The 25,903-nt window shown below is 41.2% G+C and carries 26 protein-coding genes; 18 read left to right on the top strand and 8 right to left on the bottom strand.

The features are described 5' to 3' along the window. The first annotated feature begins 40 nt into the window (after positions 1-40). Entirely contained in the window at positions 41-685 is a 645-nt protein-coding gene (locus LEP1GSC185_RS07330) for a YceI family protein (protein ID WP_008596460.1), read from the top strand. Positions 686-740: 55 nt separating this feature from the next. Here LEP1GSC185_RS07330 and LEP1GSC185_RS07335 read toward each other — a convergent pair whose 3' ends face one another. The 3 genes from LEP1GSC185_RS07335 to LEP1GSC185_RS07345 all read right to left on the bottom strand — a co-directional run bounded on the left by LEP1GSC185_RS07335 (position 741) and on the right by LEP1GSC185_RS07345 (position 2,930). Next, positions 741-1,301, bottom strand: a complete 561-nt coding sequence (locus LEP1GSC185_RS07335; RefSeq protein ID WP_232298497.1) for a hypothetical protein — start codon at positions 1,299-1,301, stop codon at positions 741-743. A 206-nt stretch (positions 1,302-1,507) separates the two neighbouring features. After that, positions 1,508-2,086, bottom strand: coding sequence for a hypothetical protein (locus LEP1GSC185_RS07340; RefSeq protein WP_232298498.1), 579 nt, complete (start codon positions 2,084-2,086; stop codon positions 1,508-1,510). A gap of 202 nt (positions 2,087-2,288) precedes the next feature. After that, positions 2,289-2,930 (bottom strand): hypothetical protein, encoded by a 642-nt coding sequence (locus tag LEP1GSC185_RS07345; protein ID WP_008595817.1) that lies wholly within the window; start codon positions 2,928-2,930, stop codon positions 2,289-2,291. A gap of 528 nt (positions 2,931-3,458) precedes the next feature. Here LEP1GSC185_RS07345 and LEP1GSC185_RS07350 point away from each other — a divergent pair. The 7 genes from LEP1GSC185_RS07350 (at position 3,459) to mpl17 (ending at position 9,341) form a co-directional block, all read left to right on the top strand. Next, entirely contained in the window at positions 3,459-4,283 is an 825-nt protein-coding gene (locus LEP1GSC185_RS07350; RefSeq protein WP_008593758.1) for an LA_0442/LA_0875 N-terminal domain-containing protein, read from the top strand. Positions 4,284-4,350: 67 nt separating this feature from the next. Further along, the gene (gene rplM / locus LEP1GSC185_RS07355; protein WP_008594822.1) at positions 4,351-4,800 is read left to right on the top strand and encodes a 50S ribosomal protein L13; all 450 of its coding nucleotides are present in this window, start codon (positions 4,351-4,353) and stop codon (positions 4,798-4,800) included. Positions 4,801-4,813: 13 nt separating this feature from the next. Next, on the top strand, positions 4,814-5,212 hold the full coding sequence (gene rpsI, locus LEP1GSC185_RS07360; RefSeq protein WP_008593622.1) for a 30S ribosomal protein S9: 399 nt from the start codon (positions 4,814-4,816) through the stop codon (positions 5,210-5,212). A gap of 83 nt (positions 5,213-5,295) precedes the next feature. Beyond that, positions 5,296-8,055, top strand: a complete 2,760-nt coding sequence (alaS, locus tag LEP1GSC185_RS07365) for an alanine--tRNA ligase (RefSeq protein ID WP_008594976.1) — start codon at positions 5,296-5,298, stop codon at positions 8,053-8,055. A gap of 1 nt (position 8,056) precedes the next feature. After that, complete coding sequence (locus LEP1GSC185_RS07370; RefSeq protein ID WP_008593878.1) at positions 8,057-8,551, top strand: YajQ family cyclic di-GMP-binding protein; 495 nt, start codon at positions 8,057-8,059, stop codon at positions 8,549-8,551. A 19-nt stretch (positions 8,552-8,570) separates the two neighbouring features. Then, positions 8,571-8,882, top strand: a complete 312-nt coding sequence (locus LEP1GSC185_RS07375) for a type II toxin-antitoxin system HigB family toxin (RefSeq protein ID WP_050806110.1) — start codon at positions 8,571-8,573, stop codon at positions 8,880-8,882. A gap of 63 nt (positions 8,883-8,945) precedes the next feature. After that, entirely contained in the window at positions 8,946-9,341 is a 396-nt protein-coding gene (mpl17, locus tag LEP1GSC185_RS07380; protein WP_008594101.1) for a cell surface protein MPL17, read from the top strand. Positions 9,342-9,554: 213 nt separating this feature from the next. Here mpl17 and LEP1GSC185_RS07385 read toward each other — a convergent pair whose 3' ends face one another. Together LEP1GSC185_RS07385 and LEP1GSC185_RS07390 are read right to left on the bottom strand one after the other, a co-directional pair. After that, a complete protein-coding gene (locus LEP1GSC185_RS07385) occupies positions 9,555-9,974 on the bottom strand; it encodes a lipoprotein (protein ID WP_008595770.1) in 420 nt (139 codons plus the stop codon). Positions 9,975-9,991: 17 nt separating this feature from the next. Continuing rightward, positions 9,992-10,612, bottom strand: coding sequence for a hypothetical protein (locus LEP1GSC185_RS07390; RefSeq protein WP_010513500.1), 621 nt, complete (start codon positions 10,610-10,612; stop codon positions 9,992-9,994). 95 nt (positions 10,613-10,707) lie between these two features. Here LEP1GSC185_RS07390 and LEP1GSC185_RS07395 point away from each other — a divergent pair, with 95 nt between their 5' ends. The 8 genes from LEP1GSC185_RS07395 to LEP1GSC185_RS07430 all read left to right on the top strand — a co-directional run bounded on the left by LEP1GSC185_RS07395 (position 10,708) and on the right by LEP1GSC185_RS07430 (position 19,568). Next, positions 10,708-12,285, top strand: coding sequence for a M16 family metallopeptidase (locus LEP1GSC185_RS07395; RefSeq protein ID WP_008596299.1), 1,578 nt, complete (start codon positions 10,708-10,710; stop codon positions 12,283-12,285). Then, entirely contained in the window at positions 12,282-13,715 is a 1,434-nt protein-coding gene (locus tag LEP1GSC185_RS07400) for a M16 family metallopeptidase (protein WP_008595826.1), read from the top strand. The genes LEP1GSC185_RS07395 and LEP1GSC185_RS07400 overlap by 4 nt, the downstream gene beginning before the upstream one ends. Beyond that, positions 13,715-14,545, top strand: a complete 831-nt coding sequence (locus tag LEP1GSC185_RS07405; protein ID WP_008594429.1) for an MBL fold metallo-hydrolase — start codon at positions 13,715-13,717, stop codon at positions 14,543-14,545. The genes LEP1GSC185_RS07400 and LEP1GSC185_RS07405 overlap by 1 nt, the downstream gene beginning before the upstream one ends. Positions 14,546-14,548: 3 nt before the next feature. After that, a complete protein-coding gene (locus tag LEP1GSC185_RS07410; RefSeq protein WP_008594909.1) occupies positions 14,549-15,235 on the top strand; it encodes an O-methyltransferase in 687 nt (228 codons plus the stop codon). A gap of 54 nt (positions 15,236-15,289) precedes the next feature. After that, positions 15,290-16,045 carry a hypothetical protein gene (locus LEP1GSC185_RS07415; protein ID WP_008593495.1) on the top strand — a complete coding sequence of 252 codons (756 nt, stop codon included), beginning with the start codon at positions 15,290-15,292 and terminating at the stop codon, positions 16,043-16,045. A 166-nt stretch (positions 16,046-16,211) separates the two neighbouring features. Beyond that, positions 16,212-17,498, top strand: a complete 1,287-nt coding sequence (locus LEP1GSC185_RS07420; protein ID WP_232298499.1) for an N-acetylmuramoyl-L-alanine amidase — start codon at positions 16,212-16,214, stop codon at positions 17,496-17,498. A gap of 198 nt (positions 17,499-17,696) precedes the next feature. Then, on the top strand, positions 17,697-19,199 hold the full coding sequence (locus tag LEP1GSC185_RS07425; protein WP_010513494.1) for an MASE3 domain-containing protein: 1,503 nt from the start codon (positions 17,697-17,699) through the stop codon (positions 19,197-19,199). A 6-nt stretch (positions 19,200-19,205) separates the two neighbouring features. Then, positions 19,206-19,568: a response regulator gene (locus LEP1GSC185_RS07430; RefSeq protein ID WP_008596259.1), complete on the top strand. Its 363-nt coding sequence runs from the start codon at positions 19,206-19,208 to the stop codon at positions 19,566-19,568. A gap of 7 nt (positions 19,569-19,575) precedes the next feature. Here the strand turns inward: LEP1GSC185_RS07430 and LEP1GSC185_RS07435 are convergent, their stop codons facing one another. From LEP1GSC185_RS07435 to LEP1GSC185_RS07445, 3 genes are read right to left on the bottom strand one after another with little or no spacing between them, the layout of a single operon-like run. Next, positions 19,576-21,009 (bottom strand): OmpP1/FadL family transporter, encoded by a 1,434-nt coding sequence (locus LEP1GSC185_RS07435; RefSeq protein ID WP_010513490.1) that lies wholly within the window; start codon positions 21,007-21,009, stop codon positions 19,576-19,578. A gap of 51 nt (positions 21,010-21,060) precedes the next feature. Continuing rightward, positions 21,061-21,420: a hypothetical protein gene (locus tag LEP1GSC185_RS07440; protein ID WP_008595387.1), complete on the bottom strand. Its 360-nt coding sequence runs from the start codon at positions 21,418-21,420 to the stop codon at positions 21,061-21,063. Next, entirely contained in the window at positions 21,417-22,307 is an 891-nt protein-coding gene (locus LEP1GSC185_RS07445) for a patatin-like phospholipase family protein (RefSeq protein WP_008594266.1), read from the bottom strand. The genes LEP1GSC185_RS07440 and LEP1GSC185_RS07445 overlap by 4 nt, the downstream gene beginning before the upstream one ends. A 210-nt stretch (positions 22,308-22,517) precedes the next feature. Here LEP1GSC185_RS07445 and LEP1GSC185_RS07450 point away from each other — a divergent pair, with 210 nt between their 5' ends. Then, complete coding sequence (locus tag LEP1GSC185_RS07450) at positions 22,518-24,146, top strand: FAD-binding dehydrogenase (protein ID WP_008595500.1); 1,629 nt, start codon at positions 22,518-22,520, stop codon at positions 24,144-24,146. Positions 24,147-24,162: 16 nt separating this feature from the next. Next, positions 24,163-25,896: a thiamine pyrophosphate-binding protein gene (locus LEP1GSC185_RS07455; protein WP_008595260.1), complete on the top strand. Its 1,734-nt coding sequence runs from the start codon at positions 24,163-24,165 to the stop codon at positions 25,894-25,896. Positions 25,897-25,903 lie beyond the last annotated feature (7 nt).

Genomic DNA, 25,903 nt, shown 5'->3' on the forward strand with positions numbered 1-25,903 from the left:
AAATCTTGACTTTGTTTTATTTCAACCCTAGTATAAGTCCATGAAATCACGTATAAATTCTTTTTATCAATCCGCACTGATTTTTTCAGTATTCTCCCTTGCGGGAAGTTTGCAATTCAATTCGTTATCCGCTGAAACTTCTTGCAAATATTCCGTGAGCCAAGACGCAACCGCTTTGGAATGGAAAGCTTTTAAGTTCACTGAAAAAACCGGAGTAGGTGGCAAGTTTGCTAAAGTAACTATTTCTGGATCGAAATCTACAGCTAATGTTCCGGACGCTTTAAAAGGATTAAAATTCTCCATCGATCCGATGGACTTGGACAGTGGAAACGCGGAAAGAGATCCTAAGATCAAGGGTGCATTTTTCGGAAATTTAAAGAAGAGCGGAAAGATACAAGGATCAGTATCTTCCGCGAAATTAGAAGCGGATGGTAAGTCGGGAACAGGGGTGGTAAAACTTGTTTGGAATGGAGTAAGTAAAGATGTTCCTTTACAGTTTACTTTAGCCGGAGATGTTTTAGAAGCAAAAGGTTCTTTGGATGTAAATAATTGGAATGCAAGTAAGGCTTTGGCTGCGTTGAACGCGGTTTGTAACGATCTACATAAGGGTAAAGACGGTAAATCCGTGCTTTGGCCGGATGTGGAGATCACTATCAAATCTACTTTAAAGAAAGATTGTAAATAAGATTGAAAAGCGGGGAGAATCAATTTGCCCCGCGTATTATAAATATAGAATGTATTCAGCCGCCCCCGGAAGTAGGGACGTAACAAAGACAAAGAACTTTTAGCATATTAGAGCAAGAATAAATGTTCGTGCTAAACCAGCTTGCCTGGTTCTTAACTACTGTACTTCCTGTGGCGCCCAAAGTAGAAAGGCTACCGTCATCTTCTCCGTTGGAACAAGTATCTGCTGCGGCACCACCATTCCCATCTCCAAAACTCCAATAGGTTTGATTCCCTAAACCTGCGGCTTCTAAGGTAACTTCAAGATCTAGAAAGAATAAGTTAGAATAATCTTGCGCGATAATCGTTCCGAAAGGTCCTCGGATAGGAACTCCTGTCGTTGGTAGGTCCGCATAAAGCACATTAAGCGAGGAAGCAGAAACGAGTGGGGTGGAAACTAAGGGAGCGTATTTGGAACATTTAGTATCTATAATATTCGAAAAAATACGTTGTTGACCACATATGAAGTTTAAGCTGCTATCTAAGGTTCCCGGACCCAGAACGGTTAATTTTCCGCTGTAGCTTGTATTTGTGGCATACATATAAATCCCATCGGGAGCTGAAACTAATAGACTCATTAGAGTTGCTTTAGGACTACAACTTCTATCCTGGTCCGAACAGGTTTTGTCGGAAATGCAACCATTGGACAAAATATAGATAACTAAAATAGGAAGAATGCGAAGTTCCATCCAGCCAAAGGTAGGATTGAGTTAATTCGCATGCAAGAAATTATATCTTTTCTTTTAAGTTAAACTCCGCCCTCGGAGGACATTCCCTTAGATTATTAATAGCAAAGACAAATGATCGGATGGGACTCCGAGCAGGCCGGAGCTCCCGATAATAGCCAGACGTTAGTAGCGTCCGTTGGGGATCCAACTCCTCCTGTGGCTCCTGTGTCTGTTCCGTTAATACAATTGTCTGCGGAATTATAAACCCCTCCCGAATTGGAGAATGTCCAGAACGGTTGTGAAGTGACACCTGCTTGTTCCATGGTCATGAATAGTGAGGAAAATATATTTGCCCATGAGCTCGCAAGGATACCTCCTCTTGCTCCCCTTACCGGATAAGAAGTGTTATTCGGAATACTATAGAGCGAGGTAAAATTATAAAGGGCATTTGTGGAAGTTGAAACTACAGGAAGAACATTCATACAACTTGTATTAATGATTGATGCAAATATACGATTGTCAGTGCAAATATTATGAAGACTATTTTCGAAAGTGGATCCATAGGCAGCTAAATTGCCCTGGTAACTGGTTTGAGTTGCATATAAATATATCCCTTGAGGAGCGGAGATCAAAGAATAAATCTGTTCTTGTATGCTGCAATTTTTGTCCTGATCGGAGCAAACTTTCGAACTCATACATGCGTTTGAGGAAAGAATTAGAAAGAAAAGAGATAGCTGAATAAAAAATTTCACCGCACGATTAAAAACCATACAGTTCAGTTTTGCAAGAAATTTACTTAGAAAAACTTCCAACAAAAACATTCTTTATGCAGGAAGTATATTTTAGAGAAGATAAAATTTCCGGATCTTTTGTTACTTAAGGTTATAGAAGTAGAATTTAATAACAGAAACAAAGGATTTTTCTATATTGATCGCAAGTCGCGAAAGTGGGACCTACCCAAGCATTATCCTGACGGGTGGGGCTTCCGATTTCCCCGGTATCGCCACTTACGTTAGAAATACCATCGAGGCAACTGGCCGAATAACCTCCACCAGGAGAGGTAAAACTCCAGAATTCCTCGTTCGTGATCCCGGAATTACTTAAGGAAGAAACATCAGGTCCTATCGCTATTAGCCAGTTAAAACTTCTAGAAACGATATTTCCTTTCGTTCCTCTAATTATAAAATTATCTCCATCGAATGCGGGGAAATTTACGGGATATTGATCGATAGACATTAGATCACTCGAAACTCCCGGAAGAATGTTGGCGCAAGAAGATATGATCGGTGCAAAGATCCGATCCTTTACGCAGAGATTCATAAGGCTATCGAATAAGGTAGGTCCGTAATTGGCTAAATTTCCTTGGTAAGCATCTAAAGAGGAATAAATATAGATCCCGGGAGGCGGAGCGATATACGAATATACAATTTCGGTAAAGCTACAGGCTCTATCTTCTTTAGAACATATATTTTCTTTAGCACATGCACTTAATGAAAAAAAGGCTAAAAGAAGAATAGGAGCGGTCAATTTCACAGTCATATACGGATTCACTTTATTTTTTACGCAAGTAGTTTCTCTGTGGAATGATCAATATTAATATATCATTTCTATCGGAACATTTTAATAAGAAAAAATCCGTAGCTTTCGGTATTCCCATTATCATAATTGACTCCATTTATCATAAATGAGCTTTCCTTTCGCACCTCTTAATGGCAGAGTCCCGTTTAGAGAAAAATCCGGCCTCATAGCATATATTCATCAAGCTCCGCTGGAGATTCGGACCGTGAACAGTTAAATTACCTTGGAATACTGTCGGGTAGAGTAGAGATAAATTCCTTCGGGAACGATTGCAGAGGAAAATAGAAGTTCGCTTACATTGCAAGTCTTGTCATGATCGGAACAGGTCTTGTCGCTCAAACAATTGTAATATAGAGAAGAGCACAAAGAAATAATGAGGATCAAATGGTGACTTCGCATAATACAACACTCCCTAGAGGGCTATACAAAGCTCAAGGAATTTCTAATCCCACTTGACTAATTTGTCAGAAAGTTTTTTATTCTGCCAAGATGCGCCCAAATCTTAAAGTCCGTTCTACGATATTTTTCCTGTTGGCAATGTTCCTGACACCGAGCCTTTTATTTGCCGATCAGACCATTCTTCTCCGCAAAGGAGGCAAGCTAACAGGTAATGTAGTAGGCCAGAATGAGAAGACGATCACTGTTCAATCCGAATCGGGCAAACAGACCATCAACAAAAGAGATATATTAAAAATTATTTATAAAGATATCACAAAAGAAGAAGAGAACCGTATTCGTAAAGAAGAGGAAAAAAAGGTCCAGGAAAACCCTCAAGTAGTGGAGGAGCCTGTCCAGATCATTCCACCTCCCACTTCTACGGCTTCGACAGAGCCGGGCAGAAACAGATGGAGTGCAGTATGGCGTTCTGCGATCCTCCCAGGTTGGGGACAATGGTATACTGATAATAAATCAGAAGCTAAGATTACAGGCGGTGCGTTCATCGCTAGCTTGGCATACGCGGGTTATTCCAGATCCGAAGCGGAATCCGCAAAGAGCAAATATGATGATGCAGTCTCCAAAAGTAGCACCACCGGCTCTTATATTTACGGAGGTGGAGTTGCGAACTTCTACCTTCTCACCGTGGTTCCTGGAGCAAGAGCGGATTACGAAAGTTCCGTCCAGGCCTATAATACTTCTGTGTATGTGTTGGGCGGGGTGTATTTGGCTCAATTGGTCCGTACGTATTTCCTGGGAAAATCTTGGGAGCAGGGCGCTTCTGCCAATCCTGTAGCCTGGACAGTGGTGCCTAAGCCTGATTGGTCTGCTGCTCGGATCGGATGGGGTGCAGAAGCAAGTTTTAGCCTTGGTTTTTAGTAATTTTGTTCGTATTTCCTTGACCCCTTAGGCCGGTACGCGAAATTGGCCAATACAGGACATACCCATGCCAATCGTATCTAAACCGCATAGAACTCCTTCCTTAAAAAAGGAACAAGCTAATAAAGCTTGGTACGTAGTCGACGCTGAAGGCAAAACCTTAGGTCGTCTCGCTTCGGAGATCGCAACCAGACTCCGCGGTAAACATAAACCTACTTTTACTCCTAACGTTGATTGTGGAGATAATATCATTGTTATCAATGCTGCTAAGGTAGCTGTGACCGGAAATAAAGAGACTCAAAAAGAATATTTCCATCACTCTCGTTATCCGGGTGGTATGACAGCTACTACTCTCCAAAACATGAGAGTGAAACAACCTGAAAAAATCCTGTATGAAGCAGTAAAAGGTATGCTTCCTAAAAGCAAACTCGGTGCTGAGATGTTGACTCATTTCAGAATTTTCCCAGGAACCGAGCATAATCTCGGCGCTCAAAAGCCGATCAAACTGGAACTCTAGGAGATATTAGAATATGGCAAGCGCCAAGGAAATCTGGGCAGTAGGTCGTCGTAAGAATGCGATCGCTCGTGTTAAATTAAAAGAAGGTTCCGGTAAAATTGTAATCAATGATAAAGATTACAAAGATTATCTGCAAAACAGCCGTTCTAATATTAAAGAAGCTTTGACTGCTTTAACTCTGATGAACGTTTCCGAAAAGTTTGATCTTAAGGTAAACGTTTCCGGAGGAGGGATCATCGGACAAGTCGGAGCGATCCGCCACGCACTTGCAAGAGTGATCTGCCGTTATAATCCCGAGTTCAGACCGACTGTCAAAAAAGAAGGCCTTCTGACTCGTGACCCACGTATGGTGGAACGCAAGAAATACGGTCTACACAAAGCACGTAGAGGAACTCAGTTCTCTAAACGTTAATTTACGCTTTTTAGATCTATTTTTGGGAATGCCTGAAGTTCTTGCCAGCAAGACCTCGGGCATTTTCTGTTTTTAGGGGTATCATGAATTTTAAAAAAGTTTCCGAAGTCCGTAAGATCTTTTTGGATTATTTTAAGGAGAAGGGCCATACAGTAGTTCCTTCCTCTTCTTTGTTGCCTGCGGGAGATCCTACTCTTCTATTCACTACTGCGGGAATGGTCCAGTTCAAACCTTTATTCACCGGTGCAGTGGAACTTCCTTATACGAGAGCGACTTCCGCTCAAAAATGTTTGAGAACCACCGACCTGGAGAATGTAGGTAAAACAGAAAGGCACTGTACATTCTTCGAAATGCTCGGGAACTTTAGCTTCGGCGATTATTTTAAAGAAGAAGCTATCGAATATGCTCTGGATTGTTCCGTAAACTATCTTGGGTTTCCTAAAGAAAAGATCTGGATTACAGTATTCGAAAATGATGATGAAGCTGAGAAGATCTGGATCTCCAAAGGAATCCCGAAAGAAAGGATCACCCGCTTAGGTAAAAAAGATAATTTCTGGGGACCCGCCGGAGATAGTGGAGCCTGTGGCCCTTGTTCGGAGTTGTATCTAGACAGAGGACCTGAAAAGGGGTTTCCGGATTGCGGAGTCAAATACGAGTGTAAGCCCGGTTGCGATTGCGATCGTTTTTTAGAATTTTGGAATATAGTATTCAACCAATTCAACCAAGATACGGAAGGAAATTTACATCCACTCAAACAGACCGGCATAGATACGGGTTCCGGATTAGAAAGAGTGGCTCTATTGCTGCAAGGAGTGGACTCAGTTTACGATACCGATGAGCTCCGTCGCATTATTACGGAAGTAGAAAAAATTTCGGGGAAAACCTATAACGAATCCACTAAAATCCCTTTCCGAGTGATTACTGACCATATTCGTTCCGTATTATTCACTGTTTCCGACGGGATCTATCCGGACAGAACAGGAAGAGGATACGTTATTCGCCGTTTGATCCGTAGGGCTGTATTATTCGCAAGGAAATTGGATCTAAAAGAACCTTTCTTATATAAATTGGCGAAATCTGTATGCGATATATATAAAGAAAGATATCCGGATTTAGAAAAACATATCTCCTCAGTCGAAAGAACGCTTCTTGCAGAAGAAGAATTATTCCTCAAAACCTTGGAGATCGGTTTGGAGAAGATAGAAGTTCTTGTTTCCAAAACCAAATCGGAAGGTTCCAGTACATTCTCCGGAAAAGATAGTTTCTTACTTTATGGAACTTACGGTTTTCCGGCTGAGATGACAGAGGAGATCGTGGCCGAGCACGGACTTTCTTTCGACAGAAAAGGTTTCGAAGAGGAACTCGAGAAGGACAGACAATCTTCTCGCGAGACTTGGAAGGCAAATAAGGTTTCCTTATTCACCGGGATCAAAACGGATAAGACCCAATTTTTGGGTTACGATGTTTTGGAAGCGGAATCGGATCTTAAATTTATATTCTCTGATAATAAACAAACTTCCACTCTCAAAGAGGGTGAGTCGGGAGTATTGGTGTTTTCTTCCAGTCCATTTTATCCGGAAGGTGGTGGACAGGTTGGAGACGTAGGATTCATCAGAAAAGACGGTTCAGTCTTTAAGGTTTTAGATACCCAAAAAGAGAACGATATCATTCTTCATATCGGAACCGTTCTTTCTGGAAATTTTGCAGTAGGAGACAAGGCCAAGTTGGAAGTGGAGAAGGAAAGAAGAGAAAGACTCAAATTCCATCACTCCGGAACTCACTTATTGAACGGCGCTCTACGCACTTTACTCGGAAATCATGTGCTTCAAAAAGGGTCTATTGTTTCTCCGGAATATCTTCGCTTCGATTTCTCTCATCCGAGTCCTTTAAGTTTAGAAGAAATTCGTAATATAGAATCCTGGGTGAACGATAGCATCGTTCGTCATATACCGGTCGATACCAAAGTGCTTCCAATAGAAGAAGCAAAAAAGACCGGAGCAGTTGCTGCCTTCGATGAAAAATACGGAGACAGTGTGAGAGTTCTCCAAATGGGGGACCGCTCTTTGGAGTTCTGTGGCGGGACTCACGTGGGTAATACGGGCGATATAGGATACTTCTTCATTAAAAAAGAATCCAGCCCGGGTGCAGGAAATAGAAGAATAGAGGCGGTTGCAGGCCCGTTGGTCGTGGAAACCTTCCAGAACAGATTTGCAGAATTAACGGAAGCCGTCCAAAATTTAAATCTTAAGATCAAAGACGAGTTAGGAGCGGAAGGTGCTTCCCTTTCTATCAAAACAATAATCCCGGGACCGGACGAGATTAGATCTTTGTTTGCATCCAAGGGTGCCGACGCTGTCGTTTCTCTTAGAGATCTTTCTGAAAAGCTATCCGTTGAATTGGAAGAGGCTCAATCCAAGTTCTTAAAAGAGAAGAAGAATCAGGAATCCAGAGACTTTGAGAATAATCCGGAAGTAATCTCGAAAGTATTCGAAAATTCTAAAGTAGTAGGGTCTGTTAAAATTGTTTCCGCGATCTTTGAGTCCAAGGATGCAAAGGCGTTAAAAGGACTTTCGGATAATATCAAGGTAAGAGAAAAAGAGATAGTGGCAATTCTCGCCAGCAAGAATGCGGAAGACGCGAGTATAGTAATCACTTGCTCTTCTTCTTTGGTTGGAAAGATCCACTGCGGGGAACTTGTAAAGATTGCCTGTGAAATTTTGGGCGGAAAGGGTGGCGGAAAACCCGACATGGCCCAAGGCGGTGGAAAAGAAGTTTCCAAAGTGGAAGAAGCGGTTCGATCCGCATTGGAAAAAGCAAGTTCCAGTTTGAACGGAGGAAAATAAGATGAGCGACCCATCGTTTGATGTTGTTTCCGAAATCGATAAACCTGAATTACAAAACGCGGTTACCCAAGCGATCGCGGAGATCAAGAATAGATTCGACTTCAAGGGCTCCAAGTCGGAGATCAAATTGGAAGAAGAAAATCTGATCCTAGTATCCGACAACGAAGCTAAATTGGAAAGTGTAATCGATGTTCTGATCAACAAGATGGCAAAAAGAGGGCTTGGTTTAAAGTCCTTCGATTTTAAATCCAAATTGGAGCCAGCTACCGGCAATACCGTTCGGATGAAAGTGAAAATACGGAACGGTCTTGAAAAGGAACAAACCAAAGAGATCACTAAGATCGTAAAAGATTCCAAATTAAAAGTCATTCCTACCATCATGGGAAATTGTGTTAGGATCCAAGGTAAGAAGAAAGACGATCTTCAGGAGATCATGAGACTCTTGAAGTCCGCAGACCTTCCTTTTGATGTTCAATTCCAAAACTTTAAGGGTTAAGTGACTAAGATCTACATTAATTGAATTTTGGAAAAAACATCCTAAAGCGAAAGTTCCTTTAACAGCCCGGTATGAAGAAGCTAGGAGATCTTTTTGGAATGAGACTAAGGTGATCGGAGAAAGATATAGGTCTGCTGATTTTCTCCCGGGCAACCGAGTCGTATTTAATATTGGCGGGAACAATTATCGTATTATCGTAAAAATAGAATATAGGTTTGGAGGAGTTTTTATCCGATTTGTAGGAACCCATTCCGAATATGATAAGATAGATGCGAAAACAGTTGGGATTTCCGGTGACATTCTGATACAAAAATACCCTACAAAAAGATAATCTGATTTTTATTTTCAAGCGGCTTGACAAAACATTCCGGAACGATAAGGGTCTAATTTACGTATGAAACGTTTTACATTTATAGCAATCATTTCTATTTTTCTGATCTCAGGACTCTCTGCAGAAGAGGAAAATCCGATCAAGTTCAAGATAGAAAAAGCCTCAACTTCCGGTTATCTTTTGAAAGTAGTGTATCCTGAAAATTTCGGGGTCCAAAGAGAGGCTCCGCATCGTATTTTACTCAATCCGGGTTCCGGATTAAAAGTGGTTTCTGCGGATCTAAAACTGAAAGGGAAAACTTCTGCTCGAAAAAAAGAATATTTCGAATCGGTGGAACCGATGCAGTTGAAATTGGAAGGAAAGGGTGAGTTGGAGATCCATGCAAAAATTTTCTACTGCGATTATAACAGGAATATCTGTATCCCTGGAAAGATATTACAAAAAGAAATTATACAATAATTGAATAGGTCCTGATCGGAGAATAAAAAGCGGCTTGAGAGCCGCTTTTTTTATGTTAATTTATTTTAGTAGAGTTTGTAGGAGTTCCCACTACAAGCTCGGCAATCCGAAAATCCGAATTTATGTGCGGATGTTGCAGTTTATATAAACCGATCCTTTAAAAGAGATCTTTATTGAGCAATGAGCGCAGTACTCTCATAGACGCAAATTTCGTCATTTTTTTATCTCTATTTTCAGATCAGGCTGAGAAACATGAAATAGATAATATGTTTTTCCATTAATCGGTTTGGAAACTTTTACGATCTTACCTTTAGAATCTACTAGTTCTTTCAAGAATTTGCGGTCCGTAGGGCGGAATGAGTCTCCCTTCTCCGCTATAAAAAGATTCAAGGCCCTTTTTTTGGCTAGATCTAATGCCTCGTTCTCGTTGCTATCCAAGGAAGACACTACGACTTGGTAAGTGGAAGAGCTGATAAAACCTTCGGTTGCTTTTACGAATTGGTCGTCTTCGGTCGGAGCGGATTCTTCCACTACATTTTTGGGAGTTTCTTTTTTTGGTTCTTCCGTTTGAGGTGTTTTACATACGGAGATGAGAGAAACGATCAATAATGCGAAAATCGTTTTTGTATGCATAGCGTTAGATTCCTTTGTTATGGAATTATTTTAGATTCTAAGGTTCGCTTAAGTAAATCCGCATCCACAACCCTAAAAACGAAAGTGCAGCTCTTAGGGTCGCTATAATCTTCTCTATATAAGAACAGTTTATCCAAAAGCCAAGCGAAAGAAGCTCGGTAGGTTAAATAATCCGCATTTACGATTTCCGTCTTCTTCTTTTCTTTTTTTTCTTCCGGAGAGTCATCCTCTGCCGGGGTCTGTATATTTTGAGTAGCGATGGAAGCGGCGCCCATTGGGGAATTGGATTTGGTGCGGACCGCTTGAGGTGGTCCGGGAAGGGGCTCATACTTTGGAACTGTAGTATTGACTCCGACCCCTATCCAAGTTTTTCTTTCTTCCGAGATCTGAGCTAAGAGCAAGTTCACCGACATCTCGTCCCTTTTGCGGATCGCTCTTGCCTTACAATCTTCTCTCAATGCTAATAACGGTTTTTCTTGATTTGGGACAGGAACTGTCACAACAATTTGGAAATAATCGTGAGAGATAAAACCGGAGTCGTTTAGATTATCCCAAACCTTTCTTCTGTATTCGGGATCTGCAGGTTCGCAATACCCTAAAAAAAATGTCAGGAATAAGACCGACAAAACCCGCAGCATAGTTCCTAGTTTAAAGCTCCCCTCTACAAAAACCAGCGGGATTTTTTCCCGGTATCTTCTGGACAGCATAACTTTTAAGGGAAATCTTGTTGGTTATGTGGGAATATCTTTCCAAGTCCGTCATTTCTCGTTTCAACTTTTTGTTTTTCACTTTTTGCATTCTTATAAACTTCGAAGCCTTCGCTAACGAAGACATCTTCTCAGAGATCCGAACCACATTGGAGTCCAGAGTTAAGAAGGTGACTTTGAAGAATGGGATCAGACTTCTCATGATGAAAAGGACCGATTCTCCTACAGTTGCGGTTTATACCAAATTTTTGGTGGGTGCTGCGGACGAAACTCCTGAGATCGCAGGAACTGCTCACCTTTTAGAGCATATGCTTTTTAAAGGCACGAAAAATATCGGGGTCACCGACGCTAAAAAAGAAAAAGTCTATTTGGATCAGATCCGTGTTTGGGGAAAACGTCTGGATTCATATCGATTACAAGAAAGAGAACTCGCCACTAAAGGGGAGCCTGTTCCCGAAAAACTCATTAAAGATAAAAATATTTTAGAGATCAGATTTAAGAATCTACTGGAGCTTCATCGTAAGTTCGTAGTTTCCAACGAAGATTCTTATATTTACGACAAGAACGGCGGCACAGGTTTTAACGCGTATACCACAAACGATGTTACGAATTATCAGATCCTTCTTCCTGCAAATAGATTGGAGATCTGGGCTAAATTGGAATCGGATAGATTAAAAGATCCTATATTAAGAGAATATTATACGGAAAGAGATGTGGTCCTTGAAGAACGTAGGATGAGAGTGGAAAACCAAGGAATGGGGATCTTAAGAGAAAAGTTTTTAGGGGCCGCTTTTCCTAAACATTCTTACGGAATGCCTGTGATCGGTTACGAATCCAATCTTCCTTTTTTGGATATAGATAAAACGGAAGAGTTTTTCAAAAAGAATTATAGACCTCATAAAATGGCGATCGGGATCGTTGGAGATCTTGATTTCGATAAGACCGAAAAATTAGTTCGAAAATATTTCGAAGATATTCCGGATGGACCTTCTCCTAAACTTTCTCTTGAGCCTGAAAGTTTCGACCATGAAACAAGAAGAGTTAGCGTAAAACATTCTTCGGGTCCGATGAAAGTAATGGGTTGGTTGACGCCTGCATCTCCTCATCCTGATAAACCTGTTTTGGAATTGATAGATGCTATATTATCCCAAGGCGAAACCGGAAGATTATATAAAAGATTGGTATTAAGGGACAAACTTGCGCAGAGAGTGGCTTGTTGGACCGGTGAGCCCGGGGAAAGATATGCGAATCTTTTTGCGATCTATGTGACTAACGTAAGAGGCGCGGACCCGGATAAGATAGAATCCTCTATCTTGGAAGAAATAGATACTCTTAAAAAGGAAGCGGTTACCGAAGAGGAATTAGCGAAGATCAAAAATCAGATCGTTGCGGATTATATCAGAGGTCTAAATAGCAATTCTAAACTTGCGGATGTTCTTACGTATTATGAATTGGTAGCAGGAGATTGGACCGAAATTTTCGACGACTATGCACGTTTGGATCGGGTTACTCCGGAAGATATAATGAGAGTTGCCCAAAAATATTTCACACCCAGGAATTTGACCGTGGGCGACCTGATAAATTCAGACGGAGAGAAAAAATGAACATTCTAAAAAAGTTATATATTTACTCTTTTATCTTCTTGTTCTCTTTTGTTAGCTCCGAGGCTGCTCCTGGCGATTTTGTAAAAGACGTTAAGATCCCCGCTTTAGAATTCAATTTCCCCGAAATTAAGGAGATCGGTCAAGATCCGAATACTAGAATACTTTATTTGGAAAACTCCGAGTTCCCGATCAAAACTCTCGAGATCACATTTTATGCGGGACCCGATTTTTATACGAAAACCTCTTTCGAGTTAGTGGAAATTTTTCCTGAGGCTTGGAAGAAGGGAGGAACAACCTTACATCCCGGAGAAACTTTTGCGGAAGTTTGGGAATCTTACGGTTCTAAACTCAGGGTGGACTCCGATCTGGATACGGTAACTTTAACATTCTCCTGGCTTTCCAGATACGATCAAGAGTCCAAGTCATTGATCTCCGAGTTCCTGAAACAACCTATATTTGGGAAAGAGGCGTTCGAGATCGCAAGATTACAATTGGGCGAACAGATCAAAAGAAGAAACGATAATATAGTAGGACTCGCTTTCAGAAAGGCAAACGAACTTGTCTACCAAGGAAAAGTAAAGGGCAAGGCTCTTTCTCTATCCGCGTTGGAACAATTAAAAGAAGAAGACCTGGAAGAATATTATAAAAACCAATTATTGAGCTCTAGACGTTCCATACTTGTGAGCGGTAAATGGAAAGAGGAAGAGATCCCTCGATTTTTAGGGGATATTTTACCGGCTTTTTCCGGGACACCCGTGTTGGAATCCCAGGGTTCCAGTCCGGAAGAATTGAATAAAAATCTAAAACAAAAAGAGATTAAAAATCTGATCGTGGACAAGGCAAATACACAAAATGTTGTTTTGTTCTTGGGAGTAGGTCCTGCTCACAATGATAAGGATTTTTACGCAGTCCAAGTTTTAAATTATCTTGTAGGTGGAGGAGGTTTTACTTCCTACTTCATGAGCAAGATCCGCTCGGATAAGGGATTGGCTTATTCTTCTTCCAGTCATCCTGTGTTCGAAAAAGATCATTCTGTAATTTATTTTTTCACCCAAACAAAATCCCAAAGCAGTATGGAAGTTTATAATCTTATGGGAGAAATTTTGGGAGATTCTACCTTCTCCAATATAAGTGAAGAGGAATTGAAAAATGCAAAAGAAGCCATTCTAAATAAGTTCATATTCCTATTCACAGACTCCATGGAAATTCTTCGTAACGAAGTCCGGTTTAGAGAACATAAAATGCCTAAGGATTATCTTAAGAACTATAGGGATAAAATCCAGAATGTTTCTCTTGCGGATTTGAGAAGAGTGGGTAAGATATATTTTAGAAGAGATAAACTGACCGCAGTGATCTCCGGCCCGAAATCTTCCGTCTCTTCCGACTTGCCTGGGCAAAAAACAATCGGTCCGGAAGATCCGATCCCATAATGGATTGTAGGTTCGAACATAGAGGTTATTTATTCGAAGGAATTTCAGAGGGAGGAATTCGTACTTCCGTTGTCATGCCTCGTTTAAGTTTGATGTTCGATATAGGACACCAAAATCCGAATCGTATTAATATAGAAAGATTGCTTCTTACCCACGCACATTTGGATCATTCAGCAGGACTTCCTTATTATATCTCTCAAAGATCCTTACGTAAATTAGGGCCTCCTAAAATTTATCTTCCTAAAACTTTAGAAGCGCCTATGAGAGAGATCTTATCTCTATACTCTAAGATAGAGGATTTTCCTTATCTTTACGAAATGAAAGGGTTGGACGAAGGGGAAGAGATAGAGATAGATGCATATCATTTTTTTAAAATATGGAAAACGTTCCATAGAGTGGATTCCCAAGGTTATACGATCTACGAAAGGAAGAAAAAATTAAGATCCGAATTTGCAGGATTAGATCGGAACGAACTTTTAAAGAAGAAGGAAGAAGGGATAGATATCAACGAAGTTCATTCCAAACCTTTGGTCAGTTTTTCAGGAGATACTAAGATAGAATACGTTCTTGCTCATAAGGACGTCGCTGAATCCGAGATCCTATTTTTAGAATGTACTTATATTGATCACGAGCGAAGTATAGAGGATGCCAGAGAATGGGGCCATATACATCTGGATGAGATCTTACACCATATTTCTTCTTTCAAAAATGAAAAAATAGTTCTCATACATTTTTCAAAACGTTATCCTCCTTCGTATATTCGAAAGATATTACATAAAAGGATCTCACCTTCTGAAAGAGATCGGTTCCATCTTTTTCTTCCTGATTGATCTATGACTTCTCAAAACCAAAAACGGAAATACGGGACTTCTATTTATAAGGAAGGATTGGAAGATTGGATCCATTCCGAATTAGTAAAACGCCCTTTTGATTGGTTGGAGGCTCTAGAAAAGAGGGCGTCTCAAGATAAGTTTCCCGTTTTAACTCCTGCCTCCGGGGCGGTGCTTGCATTTTTGGCTTCTTCTTGGGATCCAGACCTAGTCTTAGAATTGGGAACGGGCTATGGGATTTCCTTATTTTGGATCTTATCCGCAGTCAGAAAGGAAACGAAGATCCAAACAGTGGACAGAGAAGCTGATTTTATCGGAGTTGCGAAAGAATTTTTTGCCAAATTAGAACCTAACTCTAATCGAGTGGAATTTACGAACGCAGACTGTTCCGAGATCACAAGAGGATTTTTGGAAACTTCTTCTTCCGGACAGAAAGAACTGATGTTTGTGGACTGCGATAAGATCCGTTATCCGGAAATTTTAGAAATGATCCTGGAAAAGGGTAAAACCAGAAACTTAAGGGTAATTTACGATAATGTACTCTGGCACGGAAGGATTGCTGATCCGGAAAACCAGGCTCCTTCCGACCAAGCAGTGCGTAAATTATGGTCCCTAATCAAAAATGCCAAGATAGAATACACCTTATTCCCTGTCGGTGACGGAATATTATGTTTCGATTTTAGCCAATAAAAAGCTTGTTTGCTCCTTAAGCGTTGTGTTATATTACCGCGAAGGGTCGATCACATGACAAAAATTTCTTTCCCTCGGATCGTCGCGGTTCTTGCGGCATTCTTCTTAATTTCGTACGGCGTAACTGCACAAAATAAACCTACAAATAATGACGGTAAGGGTTCTGCTCTGGCTAACGCGGCCGAAGATCCTAAATACCAGGGAGATTATTTGGAGGAATTCCATTTTGCCAGGACTATAGATTCTACTCAGAACAAGATCAAAGGTGATCTAGGCGCTTTGGAAGTGGTTGTAAAAAATTTCGGATCTCAGGTCCAGAATTCCCAACAGGATTTCGATACCATCTGGAAAAAATACAACGAAGCATATCGATATTCTTTAATGCGCAAATATGTTGTCGCCGGCCGTAAGATGAAAGAAACGGAAGATGAGACAAACAAACTTTACGGAAAATTCTCGGATCTATATAATCAAAAAGTGGATCAACTATTGGGAGAATGTGCGGATGCGATCGTTTCCATTGAGCAAAAGTCCGGACCGGGAGCTGCTGCAAAAGGATATGCCGGAAGAGAAGTTTCCAATAACCAGCATAAACTTCAGATTGCATACTACCAATTCATCCAAGCGGAGAAGATGAGAAGGGACTCCAGATTTAAGGACAGCCTAATGCATCTTAGGATTGCGAAAGAATATGGAATTTCCATCCTAAGCAAATTAAAGACCGAAGAGGAAAGTAAGAATGTCAGGGAGAAATATAAAGTGGATCTGAGCGATAACCGAAATATGGTTTACGCGGAATCCAAACTTTAAAAGTTCTCAGACGCCAAACGCTCGGATTCCTTCCTTGACGTATCATATGGGGATAACAGGCTATGCCTGATATCCCCGGAGAAATAAATTTCCATACGTGATACGAAAAATATTATTTATTCCTTTATTCCTAATTCTTTCATTCTCCGTTTCTTCCCAGGAAACAATGCCAAAAAGAACCTATAATATAGTCATAGATCCCGGCCATGGAGGTCTGGACTTAAAACCTAAGGAAGAACACGGCGACAAATACGATCCTATTTCGAACAAATATCTGGAACCTTATAAGGCCGGAGCTCAAACAAAATCCAGAAGAGAAAGTGAAGTGGTCTTAGCGCTTGCAAAAGAAGTAAAAGAAATTCTGGATCTTACCAAAACTCCGGAAGGTTTCGAAACTTTCAGATCGTACGCAAAAAAATTCACGAACGATACACTTCCTTGGATTAGGATCGATTCCGATCTCACTAGAGAAGAAACGGCAAAGGAAGAGGGTGCCGATCTATCTTCCGACCCGAATGCTTTTTACAGATTGTATGATTATCCGGATAAGAAAACCGGTAAGATCAAACCAGGAAGGATTTCCAGGATCAATGCTGCTCGTCCTTATTTAGTTCTGTCTTTACATTTGAATCCGAGTTGGAAGGGACATCCCGGAGGAATGGCTGCTGTACTTTCTCCTTCTTATAGAACATTCTATTCTTTAAGAAAGATCTCGGAAGGAAAATCTCCCAAGTCTTTTGAAAACGGACCGTGGAGCGAGTGGATGCGTTTTAAAATGGAATGGTCTCGTTTGGAAAATGCAGTCGCGGATGCTTGGATCTATTTTAACGGATACTGGCCGAACAAATCCGGGAAAAAAACGGACCTTTCCAATTTCGAAGGATATCGTCAAAACATGGTGACATGGAAATATGCTGATCCTCCGGGGTGGATCGATAAGGCAGTGTTAGACGGTCCGGGCCCTTATGCTAAAAAACATTCCGAATATTCCGCTAAAGGAAAATTCTGGGATAGAGAAAGAGCGGAACCTGAACTTTGGAGAAGGGAAGACGGTTCCGAAGGTTTCGGAGGAGATAATCATTACGCGGCGGCGGAACTTATGAGATTTCTGCAATATGGTCTTAGGACTTTGCCAAATCAAGAGGAAGAATTGTCCAATCCAGGACCGATCAATAAGCCTTATATTTCCACCTATAGCCTTCCTACTTTTATCAATGCGATTTCCGCCTATTTAGAAATCGGTTATATCGATAAGGAGAAGGACATGAAAATCCTGACCCAAAGAAGAAAGGACACAGCGATCAGTCTTGCGGTAGGCGTTTATTCCTTGTTCCATGGTGTCAAAATTAAATCGGCGGATCTTCCTTACCTTCCTAAAGGAAAGAAGATAGACTGGGCACGTTATGAGAACTTGAAGGAAGGAAATTATTTTAGAGTGGTGAGGGAGGACTGATTTTCTTTCATTGATATTTATCAACGTCCCGAATTTCGCTCTGCCATAAGAATTATGAATGACAAAAATCGATTTTATCCATACATACATTAAACTCATTTTTCAAGTTATTCTCCTTTGATAAAGGAATTCCTAAGGAAAAAATGGATGAAAATCCGTCCATTGATCTAACAAAGCGAAAGTTTCTTCGTATTGTAAATGAACTTCAGGTCGGAATTGGCGGCAATGGATCAGGAAGCGAATCGTCATTGGATGAACGTTGCTACAGCGTTCTTTATTGCTTCCCTTCCAATTCTTATCATTCAAGTTCTTCACTCCTACATATATTTCGAATCTGAGATCCCTCCTTATCTTGTTTTTCATAATATAGCCGAATCATTCAGTATCATCGTATCCATGTCTATTTTCGGAGTCGGGTGGTTTACTTACGCTCAAAGTAAGGATAAACATACCCTATTTTTAGGGACAGCTTGTTTGGGGATCGCATTAATGGATATGATGCACATGCTGGGATATGCCGGCATGCCGGATTTGTTTAGTGCGAATTCTCCCAATAAATCCACTCAGTTTTGGATCATTGTTCGCTTCTTTGCAGCAATTTCATTTTTGGCGAGTGCGTTTATTTCGAATGAGAGCGGCTTATTTAAACGAAGGCGATGGTTGCTTCTTTCGTCGCTCTCCGCATCTGCATTTGCTTTTATTTCGGTTACTTATTACCCGGATCTTCTTCCGGTGACATTTTCCCCCGAGATCGGTTTAACACATTTTAAAAAAGTTTCCGAGTTCGTAATTATTTTTATCCTAATTCTTGCTCTTATCGCTTATTGGTTCAGAATACCCAAGTTCGGTTGGGATCGTACAAAATATTACATTTATGCATTCGTATTCTGTATTTCCAGCGAGCTCGTATTTGCAGTGTACACAACTGTATTTGATATATATAATGTACTTGGCCATGTTTATAAGATTATTTCCTTCTGCCTTATCTACAGAGGCGTTTTTATTTCCTCTATAAATAGTCCTTATCAAAAAGTTTTAGAAACGAACGAAAAATTGTCCAAGTCCTTGGCGGAAAAGGAGAACCTGATCAGGGAGATATATCATCGTTCTAATAACACTATGCAGGTAATCGGCAGTCTGGTCTTTCTGCAAGCGGAAGCGTATCCGGATAGTCCGGAAATTAAGACAATCGCGTATAGGATCCAGGACCGTATTCAGGCGATCTCACTCGTTCATAGATTACTATTTTCCGGTCAGGATCTGTCTTCAGTGTCTATCAAACAGTATATCTACGAGTTATCAAATTACGCTTTGCAGGCTAACGGCAATAGTTCCTGTAAGCTGAATCTTAATTTGGAGATAGAAGATAGGAAACTTCTTTTTGACGCAGTAATTCCTATCGGTCTGATTCTTTCAGAACTTTTGAATAATTCCATTAAATACGCTTTTCCTGAAGTGTCTTCGGGAAATATCTCGATCAACTTTTATGAAGGCCAGGATCAAAGATTTCACTTAACGTATTCTGATGATGGAATTGGAATGAAGGAAAATTACGATTTCAAAAGTGGCAGCTCTCTAGGTATACAACTTGTACAAGGTATCGCTGAAAACCAATTATCCGGAAAGATCCATTTTAAGACAGGTCCGAAATTTCAATGTGAGATCGATTTTCCGATCAATATATATAAGAAGAGGGTATAGTTTTAAATGAACAATATAAACGTACTTCTTGTAGAGGACGAGGCCATTACGGCCATGTTGATCCGAAGGGAACTAAAAAAAATCGGCTGTAATGTAGTAGAACTTGCCACTTCCGGAGAAGATGCGGTCCGAATTGCAAAGGAAGATCGACCTGATTTGATCCTAATGGATATTACGCTTGCTGGAGCGATGGATGGGATAACCGCAGCTTCCGCGATCAAAGGGGATAGGGATATTCCGATCGTTTTTGTCACCGGATACCAGGATAGAGCGACTAGAGAAAGAGCAGCTTTAACAAAACCTTTGGGCTATTTTGTTAAACCTTTACAGATGGATCAGCTGAAGAGCCTGATAGAATCCCATTTTTGATCTCTGTTTATATATTTTTTTCAATACCAAGGCTTACGCTTAATACGGAAACGGATTTATTGAATTGGAATTGAGCCAATTGGATCTCTTTATCGGAAAAGATAGAATGAGAAAGTGCCCAATCCGAAGATCCGCTTCCTCTCATCGATTTTGGAAAGGCATATTCTACGGCCAATTGGATTGCGGAACCGTTTACGGAATAATATCCTAACCCTCCCGCCAGATGATGTTCATTTGTGGTTCCAAGCATCGGATTTAATCCCTGGGGGGTCATCGGAGTTTTAGCGTAACTGTATCCTGCTCTGAACCTAAATCCATATTTCCATTCGTATTCCGCGCCTAACGCGAAACAATATTGATCTCTCCATCTAAAGTTCATCTGCATTACGTTTGATTCGAGCCCTATCGGAGTGGTCAATAAAGGTTGGTCCAATATAAATCTATTCGTGCGAAAACTTTGTGACCAAGGAATAAATTTAACATCAAAGTCGAAGATCCAAGAATTCTTTCTGTAAGAGATCCCAAAGATATGCCTGTCCGGCCAGACCATGTATCTGGAAACTCTAGACCCATTTTTGACGATTGGATCGTCCGCTTCTATTTTCATTTGTCCGTCCATATGCAAAACATTCCGGAGCGTATAAGAGTACGCGATCCGAATATTCGAGGAAAGATCATAAGAAAATCCTAATTTTCCTCCGTAGGAATAAGCTGGATCGCTATTATAGGAGATGCTTCCCGGCAGTTCGACTGTTCTACTTAGATCCAAGTTGGTTTTTTTCATTTCCATGAATGCGTATGCTAGATCAAGACCTATACCTACCGATAGATTTCCAAATCTATATCCGGCGCCTACGGTCAACTTAGTGAGCATAAATTTGAATTTAAGATCTTCTTGTATTTTTCTTTCCGTCCCAAAAGGAACATCACCTCCTAACGTTTCATTTAAAGTCTGTTTGCCCGGTGAAACTCTGGTGATATTAGAAAAAGAACCTCCTCCTCCGCCTTGCGTATACAATGCAAATCCGATCCCAAGTCGATCCGTTACAGGCTGGATATAGCCTACATAAGGAAAAACCGCTCTTGGAGTTTCTGTGATCGTATTTCGGTAAGAAAGGTTGGGATCTTGGTCTATAAAGGAATCTGAATATTCTATTTTGGCAAAATGGACCGAAGTCCCGAACTCCCATTTCGGAGTAGTGAGTCTTGCCAAGTGAGATGGATTGGATTCCAGATCCATTACGGACCCTCCGACTGCTTGGAATGCACCTCCCATTCCCGCTTGTCTTGCCCCGAATGAAGTGGGCATAATACCCTGGAATCCGTGCACGTAAGAATGAGCCGATGAGAAGAAGAGCAATAGGATCAATAAGAAACGTGCAAGACCATTTTTGGATCGGCCCGCTTTCTGTTCCCTTGTGATATTAATTCCGAGATTCATTCTCAAATTATGCAAAATGATGTAATAATTGCATTGATCCAGGTCAATTTTTCAGAATCTGGTGAGGTAAACCATAGGGTTCGGGTATTCCGGATAACGAATGGTGAATCTGGACGAGGTATCCGTCTTTCTTCTGTCTTCTGGAAAACAAATGAATTCTATCCGAAAGTCTCGGATCTCCATCTCGGGAGGTTGGATCCCATCTATAAAATCCATCCACTCCCAAGTCGGAACGTTGATAAAAAGAAGTCCCCCCTCTGGGAATTCGTAACGCGGCTCTTTCTTATATTCTTGCGAATTCCATTCTAGATGGATATAAACCCGCGGATTGTGTTCTTCGAAGTCCATTATTAATTCATAATTGATCCGATCTAACGCGGGTTTCAGAGAGGGAAAGGAGATGGTTTTCATAACTTTCGTTTTAAGAATTTTGCGGCCTTTCTTCCGATTTCTTTTCCTAATTCTACTGTTTCTTCCAGCCTAGACTGTTTTGTAGTAATTAGACCTACTGGAAGTTTGGATTCAGGTGCTATCGTATAAATGCGGACTCCTTTAGGAGGATTGGAAGCGATCTCTCTCGCAGTATTATAATTCGTATGATGTGAAAATTTCATGATCTTGGATAATTTTCGATCCAAAGGGAAAGATAAAAATCTACTAATAGATGTGAGAGGCGGAGAAGAGTGTTGAATAGGCGAGTTTAATACTACGGTTATATCCTTATACCCGGCTTGGATCAAATCTTGTAAAGGCAAAGGATTTAGGATCGCTGCATCGGATAGATATTCTCCTTCTACCTTATATTTTCCTTTCGTTGCGATCGGAAGAGACGTTGCGGCTTTTAATAGGTCAAAAAGATTTTCTTTTGTAGCTTTTCTATACTCAACGGATCTAGATCGGAGGTTACTTACTGCTATCCTTAACTCAGGCAGTCCTTTTTTTCCTAAATTTTCGGTTAATATCCTATATTTTTTCCGGAACAGATAATCTATTAAATATTTCTGATCTAAGAATGGTTTTCCGAACAGTGGATGGAATATCGAGATCAACTTTTTACCTGCTAATTCATATTTCCAGATAGAAAGAGTATGATCTCCTGATACCGGTTCAGGATCGGGCGTGGTCGCGTAATATGCGGCACAGCAAGCTCCTGAGGATACGGCCAGAACCAGATCGAAATTTTTGGCAGGTAGAATACAATTCAAGGAATGTAAAACTCCTCCGGCAAATGCTCCTTTCATTCCTCCTCCTTCTACCAATAGCGCTCGCTTTCTTTTTTTTGCTTTAGGAAGTTCCATGATCTCTCCTTTGAAGGAAATTAAGAATTTTATCCTTAATTTCCGTTTACAATAGATAAGAGATCAACTCGGGCAAAAAGGTTGCAAATTCAAGATGACTCCGAGGTTAAGAAATTCATTTCAACGTATTAAACATGATAAATGTTAATACGCACATTGATTTCAATCAATTGCGTTAGAAAGATTTTCAGTTAAAATTTTATCGTGAAAATGGAAGAGAAGAAGAAAGAAAAAATATCCTTGTCCACTGAAGTTTTAGTGATCGGAGGAGGGCTTGCCGGGATCGTTATCGCTTTGGATCTCTTAGATTCCGGAAAGAGAGTGATCTTGGTCGATCGTGATTCTGAGGATCGTTTAGGAGGTCTTGCTAGACTTTCTTTCGGTGGTATCTTTATGGTAGATACTCCGATCCAGAGGTGGAACGGTATAGAGGACAATGTCTCCTTGGCCCTTTCCGATTGGCATTCCACTGCGGAATTTTCGAAAGAGGACCATCTTCCTAAGCTTTGGGCGAAAGAATACGTTAACCGATCTTTAGAGGATATATTTTATTATCTAAAAGGGAAATCCGTGGGCTTCTTCCCGGTTGTCCACTGGGTAGAAAGAGGATTGTTCAAACCTGGGAATAGTGTTCCCAGATTCCATATGGTTTGGGGAACAGGAGACGGTCTGATCTCCGCATTAAAGAAAAACTTATACTCCCATAAAAACTTAAATCGACTTCGTTTTATATTCGGGACCAGGGCAACGGAACTGATCCGTTCCGGAAAGAGAGTCCAAGGTTGTATTGCGGAATCTGAAATAGATGGCAAAACATACGAGATCTTCGCCGAACACACCGTGCTTGCTAGCGGTGGGATTGCGGGAGATATGAAGAAGATCAGGAAACATTGGCCTAAATCTCTTGGCAAACCTCCCGAGATCATTCTGAACGGTTCACATAAATATGCGATCGGAGATCTACATACCGCTTCCGCTAAAGTAGGGGCGAACCTGACTCATCTTGATAAGATGTGGAATTATGCTGCAGGTGTTCATCATCCCGATCCGAAATGGGAGGGAGAAGGTTTAAGCTTGGTTCCTCCTAAGTCTGCTCTTTGGTTGAATTCAAAAGGAGAAAGGATCGGACCCATCCCATTAGTTACCGGTTTTGATACGCGCTATCTTGTAGAAAGGATCTGCGCACAAGAAGAGAAGTTTTCTTGGCAGATCATGAACTGGAAGATCGCGGTAAAAGAACTTGCAGTTTCCGGTTCCGAATTCAACGACTCGATCCGAAATAAGGACTTCTTCGGATTTCTAAAAACTGTTTTTTTCGGGAACGAATCGTTTTTGAAAAAGATCAGCTCGGAATGTCCCGATTTCGTGGTGGCGGATTCCATTTCCGAGCTCGCGGAAGGGATGAACGAATTGAACGAAGATTGTTCCATCGACGCGGATAAATTGGAAAAAACGATCCTAGAATATGACGGAATGATCGAAAGAGGAGAATCGTTCCATAACGACGATCAACTCAGGAGGATCACACAACTTCGTAATTATCGAGGAGATCGCGCTCGAACCTGTAAATACCAAAAGATCCTGGATCGAAAAGCGATGCCTTTGATCGCCATACGTGAATTTATACTCACTCGAAAATCTATGGGAGGGATCCAGACGGATCTAAGATCCAGAGTTTTGGACTCCAGAGGAAATCCTATAGAGGGTCTGTATGCGGTGGGAGAGGCCGCAGGTTTCGGTGGAGGAGGTATCCACGGAAAAGGAGCTTTAGAAGGTACCTTCTTAGGAAGTTGTATACTTACCTCTCGAATTGCCGCACGTTCCATTATAAAACCTTAAATAACAGGGAATCATTATGAAGAAGACCGGAGCAGAATTGATCGTATACGCCTTGGAACAGATCGGAGTGAAATTCACTTTCGGAATACCTGGCGTTCATAATACGGAGTTGTATGACGAATTAAACATATCCAAGAGTATTACTCCCTATCTGGTAACCCACGAATGTGGGGCTGCGTTTATGGCGGACGCAATTAGTAGAACTTCGGAGTCTATAGGCACCCTGGTCATCGTTCCCGCAGCCGGCGCAACACACGCGTTAAGCGGAATAGGGGAGGCTTATTTGGATGGGATCCCAATGCTGATCATTTCGGGAGGAGTTAGAACGGATACCGGAAGAAAATTCCAATTACACCAAATCGACCAGTCGGGTTTCTTGAAAGGAATTACAAAAAAATTCTTCCGTGTAGAAACGCATGAAGAGATCATCCCGATCATATTCGAGGCTTACGAGGTCGCAACCGAGGACGAAGCCGGACCGGTCTTTATAGAAATACCGGTAAACATACAATTGTTTTCCGGAAATGTATCGTATATCCCTAAGTTCACTCCGGAAAGGAATGTATGGAAGATAGATGAGGCAGCATTAGATGGAGCATGTGATCTTTTGAAGAATTCTAGACATCCTGGGATCTTTGTCGGTTGGGGAGCGAGAGAAGCCACGAAAGAATTGATCGAACTCGCCGAATTGATCGGCTCTCCTGTTGCGACAACCTTGCAAGGATTAAGCGTATTTCCGGCGGATCATCCGCTGCATACTGGGATGGGATTTGGCGCTTATTCGGTTCCGGCCGGAGAAGCTGCATTCGAAAATTGTGATTGTTTATTGGCAATCGGAACAAGATTCTCCGAAATCCCTACCGGAAGTTTTAGCATGAAAGTGCCTGAAAATCTGATCCATATAGACGTAAATCCGGACGTATTCTCCAAAAACTACCCTGCTAAATTCGAGTTAGAAGGAGACGCCAAACATATATTAGGCGCCATTCTGGAAAAATTAAAGAAGGACGGAATCCAGCAAAAAGGATCAGATAAATTGAAGGAATTGATCCTGAAGAAAAAAAGGGAATATACCGAAGAATGGGAAAAACATTCCATCCCGGACAAAGTCAATCCTTCCGTTTTTTTTAGAGAGTTACGTAAACAAATGAAAGAAGAAGACATTCTCGTAGTAGATGACGGGAATCATACTTTCTTGGCTGCCGAATTATTTCCATCTGTTCGTTCAAAAACATTTATCTCTCCAAGTGATTTCAATTCCATGGGGTATTGTGTGCCTGCTTCTATTGGGGCTAAGATTGCTAATCCGGATCGGAATGTAGTAGGGATTGTGGGTGACGGAGCCTTTTTGATGACCGGACTAGAGCTACTCACCGCGACTACAAATTCGGTCGGAGTGATCATTTGTGTGTTCTATGACGGAGAGCTGAGCCAAATTTCGCAAGGGCAACAGATACCATATTCCCGTAAAACATGCACCATTCTTGGAGAATTACATTTAAAGGGGATCGCCAGAGGAACTGGTGCGGCGTATCTATCTCTTGAATCGAATGAAAGTATAGAATCTGTGCTGCAACAAGCATTCCGAATTTCAGCGGAAGGTAGACCTGTCATTGTGGATATAAAAATAGATTATTCTAAAAGGACTAGATTTACTAAGGGAGTGGTTCAAGCCAATCTGGGAAGATTTCCTTTAGGGGAGAAATTCAGATTTATCGGCCGTGCTCTTTGGAGAAAATTGACGGGCTGAGCTTTCT

Origin of the sequence: Leptospira licerasiae serovar Varillal str. VAR 010, from assembly GCF_000244755.1 — a bacterium.
Classification (GTDB): Bacteria; Spirochaetota; Leptospiria; order Leptospirales; family Leptospiraceae; genus Leptospira_B; species Leptospira_B licerasiae.